The sequence below is a fragment of the Flavobacterium ustbae genome (genome assembly GCF_003946915.1).
Classification (GTDB): Bacteria; Bacteroidota; Bacteroidia; order Flavobacteriales; family Flavobacteriaceae; genus Flavobacterium; species Flavobacterium ustbae.
Genome location: NZ_RPOC01000016.1, coordinates 23,989 through 45,326 on the forward strand (window position 1 = coordinate 23,989; position 21,338 = coordinate 45,326).

Sequence of the window (21,338 nt, forward strand, 5' to 3'; positions counted from 1 at the left end):
CTCCTTTGTCACTTTGAACCTTTGCCCCTAAACTAAAAAAAACTAATGTTTCGACACAGCCGTTGGCACACTTGCTCTTTGTCCTATAAAAACATCTGTCATGAGAACATTTTCAGCATTTTCGTTGGACAGCGCATTTTTGGCTTGTTTAATTTCTATGTTTTTCAAAGTTATGTTTCTGATTTTTTTGTCTTGAAATCCTTGAATTACAATTCCTGATTCTGATGCTTTGTTACAAGTGATATTCGAAAAATGTACATTTGATATATCCGATTGATAACCTTTGCCTTCTCCGTGATAATTTGCTGTAATGTAAAGGCAATCTTCTACTTGATCTAATTGAATGTTATTTACAAATATATTTTTAATATAACCACCTCGATCGGCATTGGTTTTTAAATAAATACCTCTTTTTAAATAACCTACAGTTTTACAATTTTCTACAAAAACATTCTGCACGCCTGCAGACATTTCGCTGCCAATTACAACACCATGCAAACCTTTAAAATTACAGTTTCTGATGACGATATTTTGACTTGGCGTTGCGGTATTGGCTCTTCCTTCGTGATCTCTTCCTGCTTTTATGGCTACGTTATCATCACCATTGTCAAAATTGACATTTTCAATTAAAACGTCTTTTGCATATTCAGGATCAATACCGTCGTTATTATGGTTGAGCGATTTATAACTTATACCGCGAACGGTTATACTTTCTGATTTTAAAAGATGGAGACACCAAAATGGCGAATTTTCTATTCTAACATTTTCAACCAAGATATTTTTACAATTGAGAAATTGAATCATTTGCGGTCTTAAAAAATAGCCTTCGCCAAATTTTCTTTCGCTTAAAGGAGTATTGTTATGATTCATTTCGCGGCTTAGATTTTTGCCTGCACCTTCTTTTGCTTTAAATGTTTTCCATGTTTTTCCTCCTTCTCCATCTATCGTTCCTTCGCCAGAAATGGCAATATCAGTACAGTTATTAGCATAAATAAGCGGACTGTAATTGTAGAGCATTGTTCCTTCCCAACTTGTTAAAACCATTGGAAGATAATCTTTCGGATTGTCACTAAATTTTATCTTTGCTCCTTTTTCAATTCTAAGATTTACATTGCTTACAAAATGTATAGGCCCGTTGATTTTATAAATTCCTTTTGGAACGATAATGATTCCGCCTTTATTCTTTTTACACAAGGCCATTGCTTTATCAAAAGCCTTTTTATTGTCTGTAATAGAATCTCCTTTTGCGCCCAATGTTAAAACATTAATCCGATAGGATGTTATCATCGGAAGCTGAATTCGTTTTACAATAGAATCTGCTGTAGTCGACGGAAAATCTGTATTCTGAGCAAATGAAGCCCAAGTGAAGAATAAAAGGAATAGATATTTCATTTTTTTTAGGTTCTGAGGTTCTGAGGTACTGAGATACTGAGGTACTGAGGTACTGAGGTTCTAAGGCTTTATAAAAAACCTTTGCATCTTAGCTCCTTAGAACCTCAGAACCTTTACAAAAAATACCATTTTGCGATTTTGTCTTTAAGAATGTTTTCGATTGAATATTGTGCAACTTCTTTTTTTGAAAGCTGATGCGACCAGTTTACTCTTTTTGATGGCTGAAAACCTTCTCCGCTACAATTGTATTCTGCATAAAATGCTTTTTTTTCTGCTTCGGGTTTTGACCAGTTTTCCCAACCTTCTGGTTTAATCTGTTTGCCCATTTCGCAATTAATAAAAACTGTTTTAGCATAAATACGCCAAGGCCTTCCTAAATAAACGTCCTTTGCTTCTGGATTTGCGGTGAGCTTGCAGTCTTTAAAAACGAATCCAAACGGAGTTCCTTCTGGCGTTGAGGCTGCAGTGATGTACGAACTTTTTATGCTGTGAATAGTACAATTTTCAAATAAAGCGGTTGCTCCCCCAAATATGAAATCGGTTGTTCCTTCGATATAACAATCTTTAAAATACTGTTTGGCATCTTTTCCCGATAAGTACAAAGTATCCTGATTGCCCAAAAGCTTACAATTGCTGACTTTGACGCGATTTGCTACTACCGATAATGCAATCGCTTGACCTCGTTCTCCCGAAGTATTTTTAATGGTTAAATTTGAAACGGAACAATCATCACCTTCTACTAAAAGCGTATAAGTATAAAAAGTACTATTTCTTCCTAAGCCAATTTTGGAGAAATTGTCATCAAAAGTAATAATCGTGTTCTCTTTACTTTCACCTTTTAAAACGACGTTGGTATTCCATTCTGGAATTCGAACTTTTTCATTATAAATTCCGTTTTTTATATAAATGGTCACTTTCTCATACGGAAATGCTGGTGTCGCATAAACGGCATCTTGTATTTTGGTATAATCTCCAGAACCGTCTTGGGCTACGGTAATATAATTTACAATTTTCTTTTCTGAAGCTCCAACTCTTGTTCCATTTTTAACTGCCCAGTCTGGAAATTTTTTCAAAACTTCTTTTGGAGCATCCGTATACCAGGAATAGCCATTTCTTCGTTCTGCACCAATTTGATCTAGAGATTTCTTTTTAATTCCGTCACGATCACAAAAGAAAGGTTCATTGGTTTCTAAATCCATAAATCTAGCCCAAAGCGGTGCTGCGTTTTGAGTTGGAATCATCTTTTTGTCGTTAATTTTTCCAGCATCATTCAACACTCTTTTTTCTTGTAAATTGGTAATTTTTGTTTTTTCAAACCACGCGACAGCGTTTTTTACAGCCGTAACAATTTCTGGAGAAGGTTTTTCGATAGACATTAAAAGCAAAACAATTTTTGCCGATTCGTACCCGCTTAAAGAAGCCAGTTCAAAAGCTCTTGCATTTGCTGGAGCCAAAGTAATTTCGTCATGCTGTGCGCACCAAGCGGTTAAAACTCCGTTTTGTTTATATTGTGTTTTTAAGATGCAATCGATGCCTTTTTCGAAAGATTTTTTACACTTTTCAACAATTTCTTTTGAAGGTTTTATACTGTAATAATCGGTTTCGTCTCCAATGTTTCTAATCACATTCAGGATATTTACCATCGAATCGTCGTTGTAGGTAATATGGGTGTAATAGCCTTTCTTTAAAGGATAAAACTGTGGCCATCCGCCATTTGCATATTGCGCTTCGAGAAGATAATTTAGTCCTTTTAAGAAAGATGTTGCATAGCGTTCGTCTTTGACCTGCGCATACATTCTGGACATGAAAAGCATTTCCTGACAAGTTGCTCCATTGTCGGTTGTGGTTTCTGCATCTGTTTTTTTAAGTGCAATTAAATCTTTTTTCTGCTTCTCGGTTAGTTCCTGCTGCATTTGAATGTTTTTTGGCCATCCTCCAATATCTCTTTGATACAAGAGAACATTTTCTGCTATTTTTTTGGCTTCCGCCGAAGCAAACCAAGATGCATCACTCTTACGAATAATATCTGACCATCTTTTGTATTCATTTTGAGATTGTACAGCAAAACTGCAAAGACATAAAAAAAGAATTATTAGTTTTTTCAAATGCATCATTACTTTTTATTTCGTTATTCTAAACCAATCTACTTCAACATTTCCAGAATCGTTTTTCACTTCTTCACCTAAAGCAAAAAGTCCGACTTTGGCGCCAATCCATTTTCCTTCTTTGGCTTTAAAATCTTTTCCGATTTTTTGATAATTTTTATCGTCTAGGCTATAAAAGAAACTACACATTCCTCCTTTCGAAATTTTCACTCTAAGATAAATGGTATTGTTTTCTATTTTTATTGGTGCTGTTTCTGTTTCTGAAACTGTTTTATCAAAAGTTCCCGTTTTCTGACTTAGATATAATTTTCCCTCGACATTTTTAAAGCATAAAAAACTATAGTCTAATCCCATTACAATTAAACCTGTTGATTCTTTATTTAATCTCGAATTAAAAGTCAGTTTTGTTGTAGCCGTAAATTCTTCTGCCGGAAATTTTTGCAATAATAAATTTGGTGAATTAAAGATATTCTGAGAAGTCGTATTGCAAAACAAATTGAGATAACCTAAACTTGTTGGAAATCCCCAATTGATCTGTTTGTTTGCCTGCCACTGCCATTGCAATCCTAATTTTGGCGAATTAAATTCATCCGATTCTGCTGGAGTTTCTATCGGATATTTTTTACCGACATTTGGTTTTTTATAAGTGGTAACAGGTTCTCCAATTCCGTTTTTATCAAAATCCTCTCCCATTACTGGCCAATCATTTACCCATTTCATTGGCTGAAGATGCACAATTCTTCCATAAGCATCTTTATCCTGAAAATGGAAAAACCAATCTTCTCCTGTTTGAGTCGTAACCCAAGCTCCTTGATGCGGACCATTTATTGCGGTCGAACCTTGTTCTAGAACCTTTTTCTTTTCGTAAGGTCCGAAAACATTTTTCGATCTTAAAATAGTCTGCCATCCTGTTGGAACACCTCCTGCAGGGGCAAAAATGTAGTAATAGCCGTTTCGTTTGTAAAATTTAGGGCCTTCTATTGTTTCTTCATCCTTATGCCCGTCAATTACTATTACTTCGTCGTTGTTTACAACAGTTCCTTCTGGATTCATCGTACAAACAACCAATAAACTTTTAATCTGTGCGCGACTGCCGGCAAAAGCATGCGTGAGGTACGCTTTGCCATCTGTATCCCAAAGCGGACTAGGATCTATCAATCCTTTTCCTGCTTTTACTAAAAACGGTTCAGACCAAGGTCCTTCGGCTTTTTTTGCTTTAATCATATAAATTCCAAAATCGGGGTCTGGATAATAAATGTAAAATTCATTTTTATGATACGTAATACTTGGCGCCCAAACTCCATTTCCGTGCTGTACTTTATCGTACGTTTCAAACGGCGGCTGTTTTACCAATGCATGACCTATAATTTTCCAATTGACCAAATCTTTAGAATGTAGAATGGGCAATCCTGGAATACAATTAAAAGAAGAAGCGGTCATATAATAATCATCGCCTACGCGAACAACATCTGGATCTGAATAATCGGCATGCAGAATCGGGTTGGTATACGTTCCGTCTCCATTATCTGATGTCCATACTTGTGCTGTATTTTTCTGAAAATAGAAAATGGAAAGAAGAAAAAGGATGATTTTTATATTTTTCATTGTTGTATTGTTTTTTACCGCACGCTAAGAGTTACGCAGAGGCTCGCTAAGTTTTTTTTGTTTGCCACTAAGGCGCTAAGACACAAAGCTTTTTGTTGCATAAGAGAGGCTCTGTTTGTTTTTTTGCCACAAAGTCGCTAAGACGCAAAGTTTTTTTGCCACGAATTACACTAATTGCACTAATTTTTTTGTCACGAAGTCGAAGACTAATTTGTGGAAATTTGTGTAATTCGTGGCAAACTAAAATTATCTATTAAGCTCTAAAGCAGCTAGAATAAATGGACCTGTTGCTTTTGGGTCGTTGTCTTTTTTTCTTTCGTTTACGTAATATTCGTAAGAACCATCACGGTAAGGATTTCCACCTAAACCTGCTACTTGACAACAATTTGTTAAAGTGATTCCGCCATCGGCATCTACTTTTTTGATTAATACTGTCGTTAATCCGTCAAAAGCTTTGTTGGCTGCTTTTTTAAATTTAGCTGGCAAATAGCCCTTGTTTGCTCCTTTTGCAAAAGCGTATGAAAACATTGCAGAACCAGAAGCTTCTAAGTAGTTTCCTTTTTCACCGCCTTTGTCTGTAACTTGGTACCACAAACCAGATGATTTATCTTGGTATTTTAGTAAAGCTTCAGAAACATTATTTAAATATTTAACCAAGTCTTTGTGTTTTGGGTGTTCTTTTGGAAAATAATCTAAAACGTCAACCAATGCCATTGCGTACCAACCTAATGCTCTAGACCAGAAATTTGGAGAGTTTCCTGTTTCTTTGTTTGCCCAAGGCATTTGCTTGCTCTCGTCCCATCCGTGGTACAATAATCCAGTTTTAGGATCTGTTGCATGAAGCTGGATTAGCTCAAATTGTTTCGCTATATCATCTAGACTTTTTCCGTTTTCAAACGTCATCGTGTATTGTGCATAAAATGGTTCGCCCATATACAAACCGTCTAACCACATTTGGTTTGGATAAATTTGTTTGTGCCAGAATCCGCCACTTGCTGTTCTTGGCTGTTCTGCCAATTGTTTGCGTATCTGCTGTAAAGCCTTTAAATATTTATCTTGTTTTGATTCTGCGTAAATGTCAAACAAAAGACGACCAGGCACCACCAAATCTATATTAAATTTATCAAATTCGTAAGTTTTAATTTCACCGTCTTCTTGAACTAAATTATCTACATAACCGCGAATATAGGCTTTGTATCTAGGATCAGGATTTTTTTTATACAATTCTTCGATCGAATGCAGCACTAAAGCGTGAACATAATCCCACTTTGGCTTTTTAGCATCGTCTAGCATATACGATTCTGGATGGCGTTTCATCAAGGTCAAGGCCATTTTATCAGACCATTTCAGATTCTTTCCAATTACAATATCCTGCTTTGCTGGCTCTTGTGAAGTCACTTTACAACTCGTAATCGTCATTACACATATCAGTAAAACTGACATTAAGTAACTTTGCTTTCTACTATTCTTCATTTCAAAATATATTTAATTCTACTATTTTCTAATATCTATTTCTATAATTATCTAATTATCTAATTCCAATGCCGCTAAAATAAATGGCCCTAATCCGTGTGAATTATCGACTTTTATTTTTTCGTTTATATAATACTCGTATGAACCATCTCTGTACGGATTTCCACCTAAACCTGCGCTAGCACAAACCTGTGTTATGTGCAATTCGCCATCGGGATCAATGGTGATTAATTTATTTATAATGCCATCAAAACCTTTCATTGCTGCTTTTCTATAGCTTTTGGGTAAATATCCTTTGTTTGCTCCTTTCGCGAAAGCGTAAACAAACATTTCAGATCCCGAAGCTTCCAAGTAATTCCCTTTTTTATTTCCCGCATCTGTTACCTGATACCATAATCCAGATTTGTCTTGGTATTTTAAAACTGCTTTTGAAATAGCATTTAAATACGAAATCAGCTCTTTTCTTTTTGGATGTTCTTTCGGCATATAATCTAAAACATCTACCAAAGCCATCATGTACCAGCCAATAGATCGTGACCAAAAATTGGGTGACGTTCCTGTTGTTTTGTTCGCCCAAGCCATTTGTTTGCTTTCATCCCAAACATGAAAAAGAAGTCCCGTTTTAGGATCTAAAGTGTGTTTATGGATTTCTTCAAACTGTTTTGCAATATCATCAAAGGCTTTATTGTTTTCGAATTCGGCTGTGTAACGCGCATAAAACGGTTCACCCATATACAATCCGTCTAACCACATCTGATAGGGATAAATCTTTTTGTGCCAAAATCCACCCGAATTGGTTCTTGGATGGGTTTCTAACTGTTTTCTTAGCGTTTGCAAAGCCGTTAGATAACGCTGATCTTTAGTCGAATCGTAAAGATCAAAAAGTATTTTTCCTGCGTTGATGTTATCAATATTGTAATCTTCCAATTTGTAATTCAAGATTTCTCCTGACTCATTAATTGTCGATTCTGCATAACCTTTTGCGTATTCAAAATAAATCGCATTGTTGGTCTTTTTATATAATTTTTGAAAAGACAACATCGCCAAACCTATTTTATAATCCCATTTTGGTTTTTCGTTATGATCAATCTGCCAAGCTTTTGGATGACGTTTCATAATAGAAAGTGCCATTCTTTCTGACCATTTCAAATCTTTAGAAATAACAGTTGCATCAGCCTGATTTTGCGAGATTGCAAAAACATGAAAAAACATAAATAATATTACAGCCATTATTTTACACTTCATATTTATATCTTTTTTTGCCACAGATTAATGGATTATTTTGATTTTTCCTGCTCCTTAATTTATACTCTTTTTTTCAATGCGCTAAATATTTTTCACTCTCACGATAGCTATCGGGATAGCAGATCCAGCAGATTTAAATTTGTAAATCTTTTTAATCATTTAATCTGTAGCAAAAACAACTTACATCTTCCCTTTTTTATTCAGTACTTCCAATTGTTTATCTAAATATTTAGCAAATTCTTCTTTAGTTTTTATTCCGTTTACCTCTTGTTCCCAAGCTCCTAAAAGGTAAAAGGTTACCGCTTTTGTAGTTGGTTTAAAAACTAAAAGATAATCTAAATTTGTATCTGCGATATTTTCGATAGTACTAATTTCATAAAAAATTGCCATTCCTAACTTATCTGGAACCAAAGATTGTTCTCCGTAAGTGGCTAAATACGCCCATTTTTTATTCTTGCTTTCTTTTTTAAGCAATTCAGCCGTTTTTTGTTTTACAATTCCAGTACAAATTCCTTGTATTGCCTGCGAAGCTTTAATAGTATGCTGCGTATATAACTGGTCTGGTTTAATCGTCAGTTCTGAAATAAAATCAATTTTGTCTGAAGCTGTTTTCCATCCATAATAATTTACTTTTACTACAGATTCTTTCGATTTATTAGATACTGTTGCAATAGTCGAATCTACTTCTCTAAAGTGTAATTTTTCATTGTTCAAATAACGATCGATAGAACCAATTCCAATTCCTTTTCCAGCTTTTAAGATATCAGCTCCCCAATCACTCATGTTATGGTAAGAATCAAATCCGTCTTGCCCAACAAGCGGCAAAATATTTTCTGATGTCTTTTTTCCGAAAATATCAATCGCATTTCTCCAGTCTAAATACAAACGATAGCCAATTCTGTTGTTTTCCCATCCCGGCCCTTCATAACGGATATCAAAAGAATGATCTGTATGCTCTGGAGCCAGTTTTAATCGGTCCACATTTTTAAACACAGTACCGCCTTTATACTTTCTTCCTTCCCATTTTCCGTCTGTTTTTGCAGATATTTCGGCGTAGGTTTTATTAGTTTTGATATCATATTTCTGCGCATTTATGGCAGTTAAACCCGCGAAAAATAAAATTGCTGTAGTGATTTTTGCTTTCATTTTGTATGCTAATTATTTAAAAATTGTATTTAGAAATCGTACGCTGTACGAAATTGTCTGTGTAAACCAAGGATCGTAAAACCAAAAGGAATGCGGAGAATCTGAAATTGTATGCACTTCATTGTAAATTTTATTTTCATTCAAAATCTTAATCATATCATCTCTCCCCGCATGAAATCTCGGAATACTACTGCAGATGTATAATACAGGCGGTGTATTTTTGTCTGTATGGCTTAGCGCCGAAGCATTTTTCCAATTTTCAGGTATTTCATCTGATTTTCCTCCCAACCAAAATGCTGCCATATCTCCTTCTGAAGATTCTGGATGCTTGAATGCCAGAACTCCGTCTACATCAATTACGGCATGGACTTTTGAAGATGAACGGCTTTTAAAATTTTTATCTTCAAAAAGCGGATTCTCATTTGTTGTACCAATCAAAGCTGCCATTTGGCCTCCTGAAGAACAGCCTAAAACCGCAATTTTGTTTGGATCTACATTGAATTTTACCGCATTGTCTTTAATAAATTTTATCGCATTCTTCACATCAATAACGCCTTCTGGATATTTTGCTTCTAATGACAATCGGTATTCGATTGCAAAACAAGAATAGCCTTTTGCTGCAATTTCTTTTCCTATAAACTGCATCTGACTTTTATTTCCTGATCTCCATCCGCCACCGTGAATTAGAATAACTGCTGGATTTTTTTTCTTTTTTGTATGAATGAAAGCATCAAAATGTAAAGTTCGATCTTGCTTTTTATTGTAAACTAAATCGAATGTTTCTGTTACGTCTGAATTTGCTTTTATTTCGGGAATGGTGATAAAGGGGTATTTCTTAATTAATTTAGCATAAGTGCTTTTAATGGTATACGACGTATCTACGTTGTACTGCTGGCTTTGCATTACAATGACATTAAAAAACAACACTAAGATTAATTTAAATTTTCGCATTTTTAATCTTTACTTTTTAGTTAAGAAAGGAGTTCGACTAGTCAAACTCCTTTTTAACTACTTCAAAAAACATAGTTCTCAAAAAACTAACAAATTACTAATAACCAGGATTTTGAGGGAAATCTTTATTCTGATTTAAATCTAAAGCAGTTTGTGGTATTGGTCTTAAAATCTTAAGCTGACCGTCTATACCAACAAAATTTGCTTCTTTAATTCTATAATTATGAGCAGAAGCTCTTGCAACCAAAGTTCCTGTGCGTTTTAAGTCGAACCAACGTTTGTATTCTCCCAATAGCTCTCTACCTCTTTCATCTAAAATAAAATCGATATTAAATTGGGCTGCAGTTGCATTGGCAACACCTGCTCTTCTTCTTACTTCGTTTAAACGCGCTAATCCTGTTCCTGGATTTCCTGCTTTTAAATAAGCTTCGGCCGCAATCAAATAGGTTTCTCCAAGTCTAGAAACAATGATATCTCTTGTACTAACTGGCCCTGTACTTGATGGAGTTGTTGGATTTGCATCATCAAACTTTTTAACTGGAATAGTATAGCAATCCAAGTTTTTAATTAAGGTATGTGCTGCAGAATATTCTCCCCAAGGATGATAAACAAATGTAGAAGCTAATCTAGAAGCATTAGTTGTCATATAAGCTTCTTTATCTGCAGGCGTAAACCATTTTGGTTCGTAAAAATGTCTCACTTTTAATGAAGCTGGATTTGAACTTCTGTAATACGGATAATATAGAATTGTTTTTGTAACTCCGTTTACTGTTTCTGGCCCTTCCAAAATTTCAGTCATGAAAGTAGCATTCCATCTTTCATCGCCTTTTTCATATAGACCTAAAGCATAATCTGTTGGGCATAAGTTATAACTTCTTAACGGCGCTCCTGTTTCTGCTCCTCCTAGATAAGAGCTGAAATAGTAAAACTGATTATTACCCAACTCTGTTGGATTTGTGCTTACTGAAGCTTTATCATATTGTACAGAAAAAATTGTTTCTGCATTCAAATCGTTATCAGTACCAGTTCCCGTTGTAACAAATAATTGGCCAAAAGGAATATTTAGCGCTTGCCCTGCAATTGCAGCATCTGCATAGGTAGCCGCTTTTGAAAAATCATCAGCTTTTGCAAAACTTTCGTATCCTCTTGTTAAGTACACTTTTGCTAATAAATCGTTTACGGCTCTTTTATTTACTTTTCCAGCTGTACTGTAAGCAGCAGTTCCTGCATTAGCCAAAGCAAAATCTAAATCTGATATGATTTGAGTATATACTTCTTCTGCAGTGTTTCTTGTAAAAAATAAAACTGGACTTGTAATATTCTCATTTACAATTGGCACACCGCCATATGTCTGAACTAATAAGAAATAGGCATTTGCTCGTAAAAATCTTGCCTCTCCTACTAATGTGTTAAGATTTGGTGTCTGTTCTGTAATTGCAGAATAATAAATAGTTTTATTAACTGATTGAATTAACTGATAACATGAACTATACAAATCTGCCACATTATCTGATGATGGTATTAAAAGCGTATACTGGCTCAAACCTGCTGGTTCTGGAGTTCTTCCTTCGGCATACATATCGGTTCCCGCTTCAAAAAGCCACGGATTTTTTCCGTAAATTCCTTTTAGCCACGCATAATTGGTATTCACTAATAACTGAAATCCTGATGCTGTTTTATATGTTTCATCCGCAGGCACATACGAGCGGCTATCTTCTTCAATATAATCACTGCAAGAGCTTACCGCTGCTGCAATTATTCCTATCATTACTAATATTTTTTTCATTTGATATCTTTATTAAAATTTAACACTTAATCCCAATTGTGTAGTTACAGCTGCCGGACGGTTTACACCAAAAGGTGAAGCAGCCCATTCTGGATCATATCCATCAAAATCTGTAAACACAAACGGATCTAAAACGTTTACATAAATTCTGAAATTTGAAATTTTTAGCTTTTTCAAAAATTCAGCATCTAGTGTATAACCTAAAGATATATTTTTAATTTTCACATAAGAAGCATCTCTGTAGTAGCCGAATAATGAAGTCCAATATGCTCCAGCTCCCGTTGCAACTGGTCCTGGTCTTGGGTTAGTATTATTGGCATTTGCTTCGATTCCTGTTCCATTAGTTGGAATAAAATAATCCATCGCTAATTTCTGGCGTCCTCTATCGCTCACATCAGCAAAGTTTTGGTGAAAAGTACTCAAAACGGTTTGTCCCTGACTTGTAATTACTGAGAAGTTAAAATCGAATTGCCCTACATTTAATCTAGAGTAAAAACTTCCCTGCCATTCTGGATTCGGGTTACCAATTACAGTTCTGTCATCCGGATTAAATTTACCGTCACCATTTAAGTCTTTTGGTCTTGCCTGACCTGGCGCCATTCCGTAAGAAGCCGCAGCTGCCGCTTCGCTTTCCTGCCAAACTCCATCATAAACATAATTGTAGTTCGGATTCAATGGTGCACCAAGTATCAATTTATTACCAATATCACTTACTTTGTCTTGATTGTAAATAGACTCTAATTTATTTACGTTTTTAGTGAAGGTAAAAGTAGTTTCCCAGCTTACTTTTCCGCTTTTAATATTTTTTGTTGTCAATAAAACTTCCACACCTTTGTTGCTAACAGAACCAACATTTGCAAAAGTATTTTTCCATCCTGATTCTAAAGGTAATTGCTGTTTGTAGATTAAGTCTTCTGATAATCTGTCATACACGTCGATTGTTCCTGAGATTCTGTTTTTTAAGAATCCGAAATCAAGACCTAAATTGTATTCTCTTGTTTTTTCCCAAGTTAAATTAGCGTTTGCTAAATTCTCTGATTGCCATCCTGAAACAACATTAGCTCCAGCTGCATAAAATGTCTGCTGGTTTAATAAGGCTTGAGAAGTATAAGGCGCCACATTATCATTTCCTGTGTAACCTAAACTCGCACGCAGTTTTAAATCGGAAACGAAAGAACTATTTTCTAAAAATGATTCTTTGCTTAATTTCCATCCCAAAGCTATAGAAGGGAAACTCTGCCATTTATTTCCTTCAGAAAGTACAGAAGAACCGTCCCATCTTGTAGAAGCAGTAATTAAATATTTATCTTTAAATGCATAGTTTAAACGAACTGCATACGAGTTTAAAGTGTTTTTTGCAAAAGATGATTTTACAACATAACTTGTCTGAACACCAGAACCCATATTGTCTGTCCCTACATTAAAAGGCTGATTATTTGAATATAAAGATGAAAACTCATCTGTGTTTGAATATAAACTTTGAAGCAATAGTAAACTAAAATCATGAACTTCATTGAAAGTGTGCTTCATGTCGATCTGATTATCCCAAGTATAATTGAAATTGCTTACATTCTCTAGAGTCGCAGAGTTTTTTCCATTTAAAGTTACACCTGCATTGGTCTGAGCAGTATATGCTTTTGAATTTTTTGTATCCATAATTCCCGCTGCAAAAGTAGTTTTAAAAGAAAGCCACTTTAACGCCTGATACTGGAAGTAAGTATTACCAACCGTTTGCCATGTTTTTTCTGTTTGCGAAGAATTGGCAATTTCCATTAACGGGTTTACCGTTGATGTTTTATTGATAGCCCAAGAACCATCAGGATAGGTTAACTTACCAGGAAGAAAAAATAATTTACCAACTTGTTCGTTTCCTGCTGCATCTACAGCCCATGGAGACATTAATGGACTCAATCTAAAAGCATCCTGCATAGCTAAATCACTTCCTAATTGATTGTCTAATCTCGCAATAGTAACATTTACACCTGTAGAAAATTTATCATTGATTTTGTGATTTAATCCTAATTTAAAAGAATATTTGTCTGTTGCGTCATTTTCTATTAAACCGCGATCGCTCTGAATTCCGAATCCTAAATTATAGCTTAAACCAGAATCTGAACGTCCTGAAATATTTAAATAATTATTCTCTGTCATTCCAGATTTTAATACTGCATCATACCAGTCAAAATTGTAACCGCTGTTAGCTCGAGAAACCAACAGAGGACTTTGATTTCCTGCTAAAGTCGCCAATTGTGCCGGAGTTTGTGTTTGAGGTGTAGCACTCATATAAGCCACTTGGTGAAATTTCCACCACTGTTCTCCAGTCATCATATTTGGCAATCTAGTCGCCGTTTTATTTCCGTAAGAAGTATCAAAAGTTACGCTGATACCAGCTTTGGCACTTGTTCCGCTTTTTGTAGTTACAATAACAACCCCATTAGAACCTCTAGAACCGTAGATTGCTGCAGAAGAAGCATCTTTTAAAACGTCCATTCTAGCAATATCCTGCGGATTTAAGAAATCAATTCCGTCCATTGGCACACCATCTACAACATATAAAGGTGATGACCCCACTTGGCTTGGATTACTTGAATCGGCAATTAAAGAGTTATTTCCTCTAATTACTACTTTAAATCCGTCTCCGGCACGACCTGTAGAAGATGAAATCTGAACCCCCGGAGTGCTTCCTTGAATAGCTTCTAGCGGACTAATTGTGTTTCTTTCTGTAATAGTAGCGGCACTAATTGTGCTTACAGATCCTGTAAGGTCAGTCTTTTTTACAGAACCGTATCCTACTACAACTACTTCAGTCAATGCATTTGACTGCTCTGCTAAACTTACATTGATTTTAGTTTTTCCAGCAACACTTACTTCTTGTGTCTGAAAACCTAAATAACTAATTATTAAAATTGCTTTACTGTTTGATACATTAATTTTGAAACTTCCTTCAAAATCTGTCGAAGTTCCGTTTTTAGTTCCCTTTTCATTAATGTTTACCCCTGGCAGTGACATACCTGTAGCGTCGGTAATCTTTCCTTCTATAGTGGTTGACTGTGCGTTAATAGAACTGCACAGTAAAAAATTCAGGAAAAAGAAAAATACAAAGTATTTATCTTTTCTCTCAGATAATTGTTTAATACTCATGTGGTTTAAAGTTTGGTTAATTGATAGTGTTTAGTTTTTAATAGATTCTACTTTTTTCTCATTGATATAGGTATTTATAAAGTTTATATTTTTTACGTTTTTTAATAAGTAGACAGAATCTACCTTTTGAATCTTTACATTTTTCAACGTAATATTTTCAACTGGCGATTCTTTGTAGCCTTCTGCCCAAACGCTGTATTTTCCACCGTTTTTCACAGTTACATTCTCTAAGCTTACATTTCTGATAGTCGGAATAAAATTTCCGGTCTGAGATCCATATACATTATAAAACATGTTTAATTTTAAAACACATTCTTTTACTGTTCCCACTTCAAGATTTCGAACATAGATATCTTCGATAATTCCGCCTCTTTTTGAATTTGTTTTAATACGAATGGCACGGTCTAAATTTGGGCTGTCCATCACACAGTTTTCAACAAAAACATTGTTTACTCCAGCAGAAATTTCACTTCCAATTACAACACCGCCGTGACCATCGATCATTTTGCAGTTTTGTACGATGATATTTTTACTTGGCATAGCCACTCTTCTTCCGTCGCCATCGCGTCCAGCTTTAATGGCAATACAGTCATCACCCGTATTAAAAGTGCAGTTTTTGATTAAAATATTTTGCGAATATTCTGGATCGCAGCCATCATTATTCGGGCCATGGCTGTTAACCGTTACGCCCTCTATAATCATGTTGTTTGTTTTTATAGGATGTAAAATCCAAAAAGGAGCATTAATAATGGTAACCTCTTTTATCAAGGCAATATTACATTCAAAAAACTCGATAAAGTTTGGTCTTAAATAACGTCCTTCGCCAAAAAGCCTTTCTGATACTGGAATTCCTTTTTCGGCCATATCCACCAAAACTTCACGATTTGTTGGATCATTTTGAGATGGCATTCCTTTTTTCCAACCATAACTTTTTGCGCCAGACCAAATCCACCAATTTGTAATATCTGCCTGACCGTTTAAAATTCCTTTTCCTGTAATAGCAATATTGGTTTTGTTCTTTGCATAAATAAGCGGCGAAAAATTCATAACCTCGGTACCTTCCCAAGAAGTATGAACAATTGGATAATCTTTCGGATTTATACTGAAAAGAATCTCAGCATTATCTTCTAAATGCAGATTCACATTACTTTCTAAATGAATGGCACCTGTTAGATATTTTCCGTTTGGCACTAAAACCTTTCCTCCACCATTTGCAGCACATTCTTTTATTGTTTTTTGGAAAGCTGCTGTATTTAATGTTTTTCCATCTCCAACAGCACCAAAATCATTTATGTTATATGTTTTATCAGAGAAATTTGTCTGCGGAATACTCTTTACAACCAAATCCATCTTTTTCCATGGATTTTCTGAAGAAACTGAAGAAGCATGTCTTGCGCAAGACGTAGCAAATAGCCCGAAAGCAGTTAAAAAAAGAAGCTTCTTAATTGTGATGATCTTAGTAGTAATCATTTGCGCAGATTTTCTTGTTTCACTAGCGAAAACATCAATAATTATGTAATCGATTACACGAAAGTAGAAAATTACTTCTAAGACACCAAATTTATTTAGAAAAAAATTATATATTTAATTTTTATTACAAATTATTATTACATTTAATGCAAAAAATTAGATAATTTATTATCATTGTAGAATCTAAAACGTTTTAGTTTTGCGATATGGTAATCGATAACAATTTTTATTACATAATGAAAAAAAATGTACTTTTGTCTAAAAATAATCCGAAAACTTTTTTTGAATGAGTGAAAAAGTAACTATTTACGATATTGCTGAAAAATTAAACATCACAGCTGCAACTGTTTCCAGAGCGTTGAACAACAATCCTAAAATAAAGGAAGCGACGCGTGAGTTGGTTATTAAAACTGCTGCTGCGATGAACTACAAGCAAAATAAATTGGCGCTTGCTTTAAAGAGCGGTCGAAGTAATAATATCGGAGTTATTGTACCGCGTATTGACAGCAATTTTTTCGCCTCGGTTATTCGAGGAATCGAAGAAGAACTTTATCCTCACGGCTATCAGGTTATTATTTGTCAGACACACGAAAGCATTAAAAGAGAAAATGAAAACCTTCATACTCTTGTAGATGCACAAGTTGACGGCATTATGATGTCGGTTACCGGCATATCAGATGAAAATGATAGTGCTTTCAGAAATGTATTAGAAAAAAATGTACCTCTAATATTTTTCGATAGAAGCAAACATATTGATGGCGTAAGCTCTGTTACTATTAATGACTTTAAAGGTGGTTACCTAGCTACGAAACACCTAATCGATGAAGGCTGCCGACATATTGCACATCTTTCTGGAGATCAGTCTTTAGACATTTTTAAAAACAGGTTTTTGGGCTACAAACAAGCTTTATTAGACAACGGACTTGAATTTAACGAAGAATATGTTATTTACGTAAAAAGTAGTGTTGAAGCAGGAAAAGAAGCTGCAACTGCATTACTTGCTTTACAGACTCCGCCAGACGCGATATTCTCTTCTAGTGATTTCGCCGCTCTAGGCGCAATTCAAGAACTTCAAAATAGAAACATCAGTATTCCTAATGAGTTTTGCGTAGCGGGTTTCAGTAACGAGCCTTTTACTAAATTCATGGAATTATCTATCACCTCTGTAGATCAGTCTCCATTAGAAATGGGAAAAATGTCTGCTCGCGTTTTCTTAGAACAAGTAGACAAAACAGACACCATTAAAATCGAAAAAAAGGTTGTCCTTGCCCCAGAATTACACATCCGTAAATCTTCTACGAGAACTAATTTTTAGTTTTAAACCATATAAGTGATATAAGTTCATTTTAAGCTTTCCTGCAAGGTTTCCAAAACCTTGTAGGTATTTCCTTTTTTTATCAAAAACAAGTTTTCATTATTGTATTTTGCATTTTCTACCGCTGAGCGCAGGAGACCTACAAGGTTTTGAAAACCTTGCAGGAAATCAATACTCTTTTTTTTTGCAAAAAAAAAATAAGTCCATCTAAAAATATCTTTTAAATGGACTTATATAACTTATATGGTTTAATAACCTACAAAGAAACTCCTCTTTTCCAAGGAATAAAATCATTTTGATTTAGAATCGCTGCTTTAGTTTTTACCGTACCACTAGCAATATCGATAATAGTTTCAAGCATTTCATCTGCCATTTCTTCGATAGACTTTTCACCTTTGATGATTCCACCAGTGTCAATATCGATAATATCAGACATTTTTGCTGCCAATTCTGAGTTAGAAGATATTTTTACTACTGGCGCAATTGGATTTCCTGTTGGAGTTCCTAAACCTGTTGTAAACAATACCATATTAGCTCCAGAACCTACCATTGCAGTTGTACACTCCACATCATTTCCTGGCGTACATAACAATGTTAATCCTGGCTCATTAATATACTCTCCGTAATCATAAACACCAGCAATTGGAGATGTTCCTCCTTTTTTAGCGGCTCCTGCAGATTTCATAGCGTCCGTAATCAAACCGTCTTTAATGTTACCCGGAGACGGATTCATATCAAATCCTGAACCAGCATCAACAACTGTTTTTTCGTACCATTTCATTAAATCTAAGAAACGTTTTCCGTCTTCGTCATCCACACAACGGTTTACTAATTCTTGCTCTACTCCACATAATTCTGGGAACTCAGAAAGAATTGTCGTTCCTCCTAATGCTGCCAACTTATCAGACAACACTCCTAAAGTTGGGTTTGCAGAAATTCCAGAGAATCCATCAGATCCACCGCACTCTAAACCAATTCTAAGCTTAGATAACGGAGCTGGTTGTCTTTGGATATCATTTGCTTTTTTAATTGCTTCGAAAGTATCTTTTACCACACTACTCAACATCGTTTCAATAGTCCCAATAGACTGCTGATCGTAGATTAAAACAGGTTTTTTACTGTCTGGATTAATCGCATCTAAAGCTTCTTTGAAAATTGAAATCTGAAGATTTTGACATCCTAAACTCAATACAGTTGCTCCAGCTACGTTTGGATTGTTTACATAACCTGCTAAAAGCTTAGCCAAACTATGAGAATCCTGACGAATTCCACCACAGCCACCTTGGTGCGTAATGAATTTAACTTCGATGTTATTAAACAAGTTAGCATCGTTTGAAGCTTCCTGATTTCCTGCTCCACCCGTTTCTGATTTTACTAAAGAACGCAACAATAACTGATAATCGTTCTCTTTAGGTTTCATCAACTCTTTTTCAAAAATATCTTTTAAGATTTCGATGTTTCTGTTTTCACAAAAAACTAATGGAAAAAACAACCACACATTTTCTGTTCCAACCTGCCCATCTTCTCTATGATAGCCCTGCCACGTTCTATCTTTCCATTTATCTACATTTGGAGCAGTCCAGCCAATCGTTTCAGTTTTACCTGTAACTTTATCACTCTCGTGTTTTACGTTTGCAGTAGAAAGCAATCCTCCTTTTTCGATTCTTGCACTTGCTTTTCCGACCAAAACACCATACATAATGATTCTGTCTCCTACATTAAAAGGAACCATTGCAATCTTATGTTTCATTTTCACATCAGACTCAACAGCAATTGATTGTCCTTCAAAATCAATCACTTCGCCAGCTGACAGATTTACCAAAGCCACCGCTACATTATCTGTAGGATGTACTTTTATTAATTTTTTCTGCGTTGCCATAATTAACCTTTGTTCTTTGTTCTTTTTGTTTTTCTTTTATTTTCAAGCAATTGAGTATAATTCTTTTTTTCTCAATTTTACTCACAATCTTATTTAAATCTGCTTTGATCTGTGTGAATCTGCGTGAAAAAATCGATTCGTATTTCACGCTCCCGATAGCTATCGGGATTAAAAGATTTCAGCAGATCAAATTAGATTTTAATTCTTAGATCCTATTTATTTTATTCTTTCTTGAAATTTAGCAAAACCAGCTTCAATTCCGTTTGAATCGATTTCTTCTAAAGCAATTGTGATTGCTCTTGTAAGACCTGGAATTTCTGTTAAATCTTCATCCCAGAAAGATTTGTTTTGTAATGTTAAACGAGCGATTTTCTCGTAATCATCAGATTTCCAAAGTCCGCTAAAGAAAGCTACTATATCTTCACCATCTTTAACCGGCAATTCCTGTCCGTTCCATGTTCCTTTATAGAAACGAATTAAACTCGCTAATGAGAAAGTTAAATTAACAGGCAATTTTTTGTTAGTATTATAATATCCTAATAAACTAGGTAAAACTCTTACTTTGAATTTCGAGATAGAATTTAATGCAATATCAGCAAGTGCGTGTTTGATAAATGGATTTTTAAATCGATCCATCACTTCCTCACAATAGGCAGTAATTTCATTTTTATCCATATCAAGAGTTTCACTAATTTCACCAATAACGCTATTTACAAATTTTCCTGTAAAATCTCCGTTAACTGTTTCCATCACTAATTTGTTGCCATATAAAAGTGAAAAAGGAACCATTGCCGTGTGAGAACCATTTAAAATACGAACTTTAATCATTTTAAAAGGACGTATATCATCAACGATTTTCACATTCAAATCTGTTTTATCAAAAGGTAATTTTGCTTTTAAATCATCTCCACCTTCAATAGCCCAAAGGAAAAAAGGTTCAGCAGCAACAATTAAATTGTCCTGATAATCTAATTTACTATTGTATTCTTCAATTTCAGCTCTTGGGTATCCAGGAACAATTCTGTCAACCAAAGTACTGTGATAGGTACAAGCATCAGATACCCAAGTTTTAAATGCATCTTCTAATTTCCATAAATCAACATATTGTAAAATATATTTTTTAAGCGTCTCAGAGTTATAATCAATTAATTCACAAGGAATTATTGTAACTCCTTTAGAGGCATTACCATTAAAATGTTTAAATCTTTCATATAATAAAACCGTCAGCTTTGCAGGAAATGACACGGGTGGCTGCATGTCTGGAGTATCACTCGCAATGAATTCAATTCCAGCTTCAGTAGTATTAGAAACAATAAACTGAAGTTCTTCTTCTTTAGCCAAAGCCAAATAATTTGCAAATTCAGTATAAGGGTTTACAGTTTTTACAATATTAGAAATTAACTCAATATTTTGTATTTTTTCGCCTTTTTTGATTCCGTTCATAAACAAAGTATACAAACCGTCCTGCTCATTAATCAGGTTTACCATACCATCCTTCAAAGGCTGAACTATTGCAATACCGGCATTAAAATCAACTTCAGTATTTAGTTTGTGAAAAGCGTAATCTACAAAAGCTCTTAAAAAGTTCCCTTCTCCAAACTGAACTACTTTAATTGGCTGTAACTTTTCTAATCCTGTATTTATTCTATTTAATTTTTTCATTTTAAATTTTCTTTAAAGTGTTTTAAATAACCATTAAAAACCTTATTCCTTTATTTCTGCCTTTAAAATTGTAAATGAAACATTACACTCGATTGGGTAAAATAAAGTCTGCTGTGAGGAATGGCCGACCAAATTTTTCAAGCGTAATGCTCAATTACAATCTCTAAA

General features: G+C 34.8%; 13 protein-coding genes. 1 reads left to right on the forward strand and 12 read right to left on the reverse strand.

Features of this window, described 5'->3' with window-relative positions; translation table 11 throughout:
• Positions 1-42: 42 nt before the first annotated feature.
• The 10 genes from EG814_RS16840 to EG814_RS16885 all read right to left on the reverse strand — a co-directional run bounded on the left by EG814_RS16840 (position 43) and on the right by EG814_RS16885 (position 16,314).
• A complete protein-coding gene (locus EG814_RS16840; protein WP_125723065.1) occupies positions 43-1,392 on the reverse strand; it encodes a glycoside hydrolase family 28 protein in 1,350 nt (449 codons plus the stop codon).
• 113 nt (positions 1,393-1,505) lie between these two features.
• Complete coding sequence (gene pelA / locus EG814_RS16845) at positions 1,506-3,503, reverse strand: pectate lyase (RefSeq protein WP_235831004.1); 1,998 nt, start codon at positions 3,501-3,503, stop codon at positions 1,506-1,508.
• 9 nt (positions 3,504-3,512) lie between these two features.
• Positions 3,513-5,102, reverse strand: a complete 1,590-nt coding sequence (locus tag EG814_RS16850; RefSeq protein WP_125723067.1) for a glycoside hydrolase family 43 protein — start codon at positions 5,100-5,102, stop codon at positions 3,513-3,515.
• 246 nt (positions 5,103-5,348) lie between these two features.
• A complete protein-coding gene (locus tag EG814_RS16855; protein WP_235831002.1) occupies positions 5,349-6,575 on the reverse strand; it encodes a glycoside hydrolase family 88/105 protein in 1,227 nt (408 codons plus the stop codon).
• Between the two features lie 51 nt (positions 6,576-6,626).
• Entirely contained in the window at positions 6,627-7,805 is a 1,179-nt protein-coding gene (locus EG814_RS16860) for a glycoside hydrolase family 88/105 protein (protein ID WP_164515339.1), read from the reverse strand.
• A gap of 195 nt (positions 7,806-8,000) precedes the next feature.
• The gene (locus EG814_RS16865; protein WP_125723069.1) at positions 8,001-8,966 is read right to left on the reverse strand and encodes a DUF4861 family protein; all 966 of its coding nucleotides are present in this window, start codon (positions 8,964-8,966) and stop codon (positions 8,001-8,003) included.
• 12 nt (positions 8,967-8,978) lie between these two features.
• On the reverse strand, positions 8,979-9,917 hold the full coding sequence (locus EG814_RS16870; protein WP_125723070.1) for an alpha/beta hydrolase: 939 nt from the start codon (positions 9,915-9,917) through the stop codon (positions 8,979-8,981).
• A gap of 97 nt (positions 9,918-10,014) precedes the next feature.
• Positions 10,015-11,703, reverse strand: a complete 1,689-nt coding sequence (locus EG814_RS16875) for a RagB/SusD family nutrient uptake outer membrane protein (protein WP_125723071.1) — start codon at positions 11,701-11,703, stop codon at positions 10,015-10,017.
• A gap of 12 nt (positions 11,704-11,715) precedes the next feature.
• Entirely contained in the window at positions 11,716-14,844 is a 3,129-nt protein-coding gene (locus EG814_RS16880; protein WP_125723072.1) for a SusC/RagA family TonB-linked outer membrane protein, read from the reverse strand.
• Between the two features lie 30 nt (positions 14,845-14,874).
• On the reverse strand, positions 14,875-16,314 hold the full coding sequence (locus EG814_RS16885) for a glycoside hydrolase family 28 protein (RefSeq protein ID WP_125723073.1): 1,440 nt from the start codon (positions 16,312-16,314) through the stop codon (positions 14,875-14,877).
• A gap of 286 nt (positions 16,315-16,600) precedes the next feature.
• On the opposite strand from EG814_RS16885, the gene EG814_RS16890 reads away from it, so the two are divergent.
• On the forward strand, positions 16,601-17,629 hold the full coding sequence (locus EG814_RS16890; protein ID WP_125723074.1) for a LacI family DNA-binding transcriptional regulator: 1,029 nt from the start codon (positions 16,601-16,603) through the stop codon (positions 17,627-17,629).
• Positions 17,630-17,885: 256 nt separating this feature from the next.
• On the opposite strand, the gene EG814_RS16895 is transcribed toward EG814_RS16890, so the two are convergent.
• Positions 17,886-19,508: a UxaA family hydrolase gene (locus tag EG814_RS16895; protein WP_125723075.1), complete on the reverse strand. Its 1,623-nt coding sequence runs from the start codon at positions 19,506-19,508 to the stop codon at positions 17,886-17,888.
• A gap of 216 nt (positions 19,509-19,724) precedes the next feature.
• A complete protein-coding gene (locus tag EG814_RS16900) occupies positions 19,725-21,170 on the reverse strand; it encodes a tagaturonate reductase (protein ID WP_125723076.1) in 1,446 nt (481 codons plus the stop codon).
• Positions 21,171-21,338: the final 168 nt, after the last annotated feature.

Excerpts from the sequence above, each read along its gene's own strand:
- EG814_RS16855 (WP_235831002.1), bottom strand. The coding sequence starts at position 6,575 with ATGAAGAATAGTAGAAAGCAAAGTTACTTAATGTCAGTTTTACTGATA.
- EG814_RS16850 (WP_125723067.1), bottom strand. The coding sequence starts at position 5,102 with ATGAAAAATATAAAAATCATCCTTTTTCTTCTTTCCATTTTCTATTTT.
- EG814_RS16860 (WP_164515339.1), bottom strand. The coding sequence starts at position 7,805 with ATGGCTGTAATATTATTTATGTTTTTTCATGTTTTTGCAATCTCGCAA.
- EG814_RS16890 (WP_125723074.1), top strand. The coding sequence starts at position 16,601 with ATGAGTGAAAAAGTAACTATTTACGATATTGCTGAAAAATTAAACATC.
- EG814_RS16865 (WP_125723069.1), bottom strand. The coding sequence starts at position 8,966 with ATGAAAGCAAAAATCACTACAGCAATTTTATTTTTCGCGGGTTTAACT.
- EG814_RS16875 (WP_125723071.1), bottom strand. The coding sequence starts at position 11,703 with ATGAAAAAAATATTAGTAATGATAGGAATAATTGCAGCAGCGGTAAGC.
- EG814_RS16840 (WP_125723065.1), bottom strand. The coding sequence starts at position 1,392 with ATGAAATATCTATTCCTTTTATTCTTCACTTGGGCTTCATTTGCTCAG.
- pelA (WP_235831004.1), bottom strand. The coding sequence starts at position 3,503 with ATGCATTTGAAAAAACTAATAATTCTTTTTTTATGTCTTTGCAGTTTT.
- EG814_RS16885 (WP_125723073.1), bottom strand. The coding sequence starts at position 16,314 with ATGATTACTACTAAGATCATCACAATTAAGAAGCTTCTTTTTTTAACT.
- EG814_RS16870 (WP_125723070.1), bottom strand. The coding sequence starts at position 9,917 with ATGCGAAAATTTAAATTAATCTTAGTGTTGTTTTTTAATGTCATTGTA.
- EG814_RS16900 (WP_125723076.1), bottom strand. The coding sequence starts at position 21,170 with ATGAAAAAATTAAATAGAATAAATACAGGATTAGAAAAGTTACAGCCA.
- EG814_RS16880 (WP_125723072.1), bottom strand. The coding sequence starts at position 14,844 with ATGAGTATTAAACAATTATCTGAGAGAAAAGATAAATACTTTGTATTT.
- EG814_RS16895 (WP_125723075.1), bottom strand. The coding sequence starts at position 19,508 with ATGGCAACGCAGAAAAAATTAATAAAAGTACATCCTACAGATAATGTA.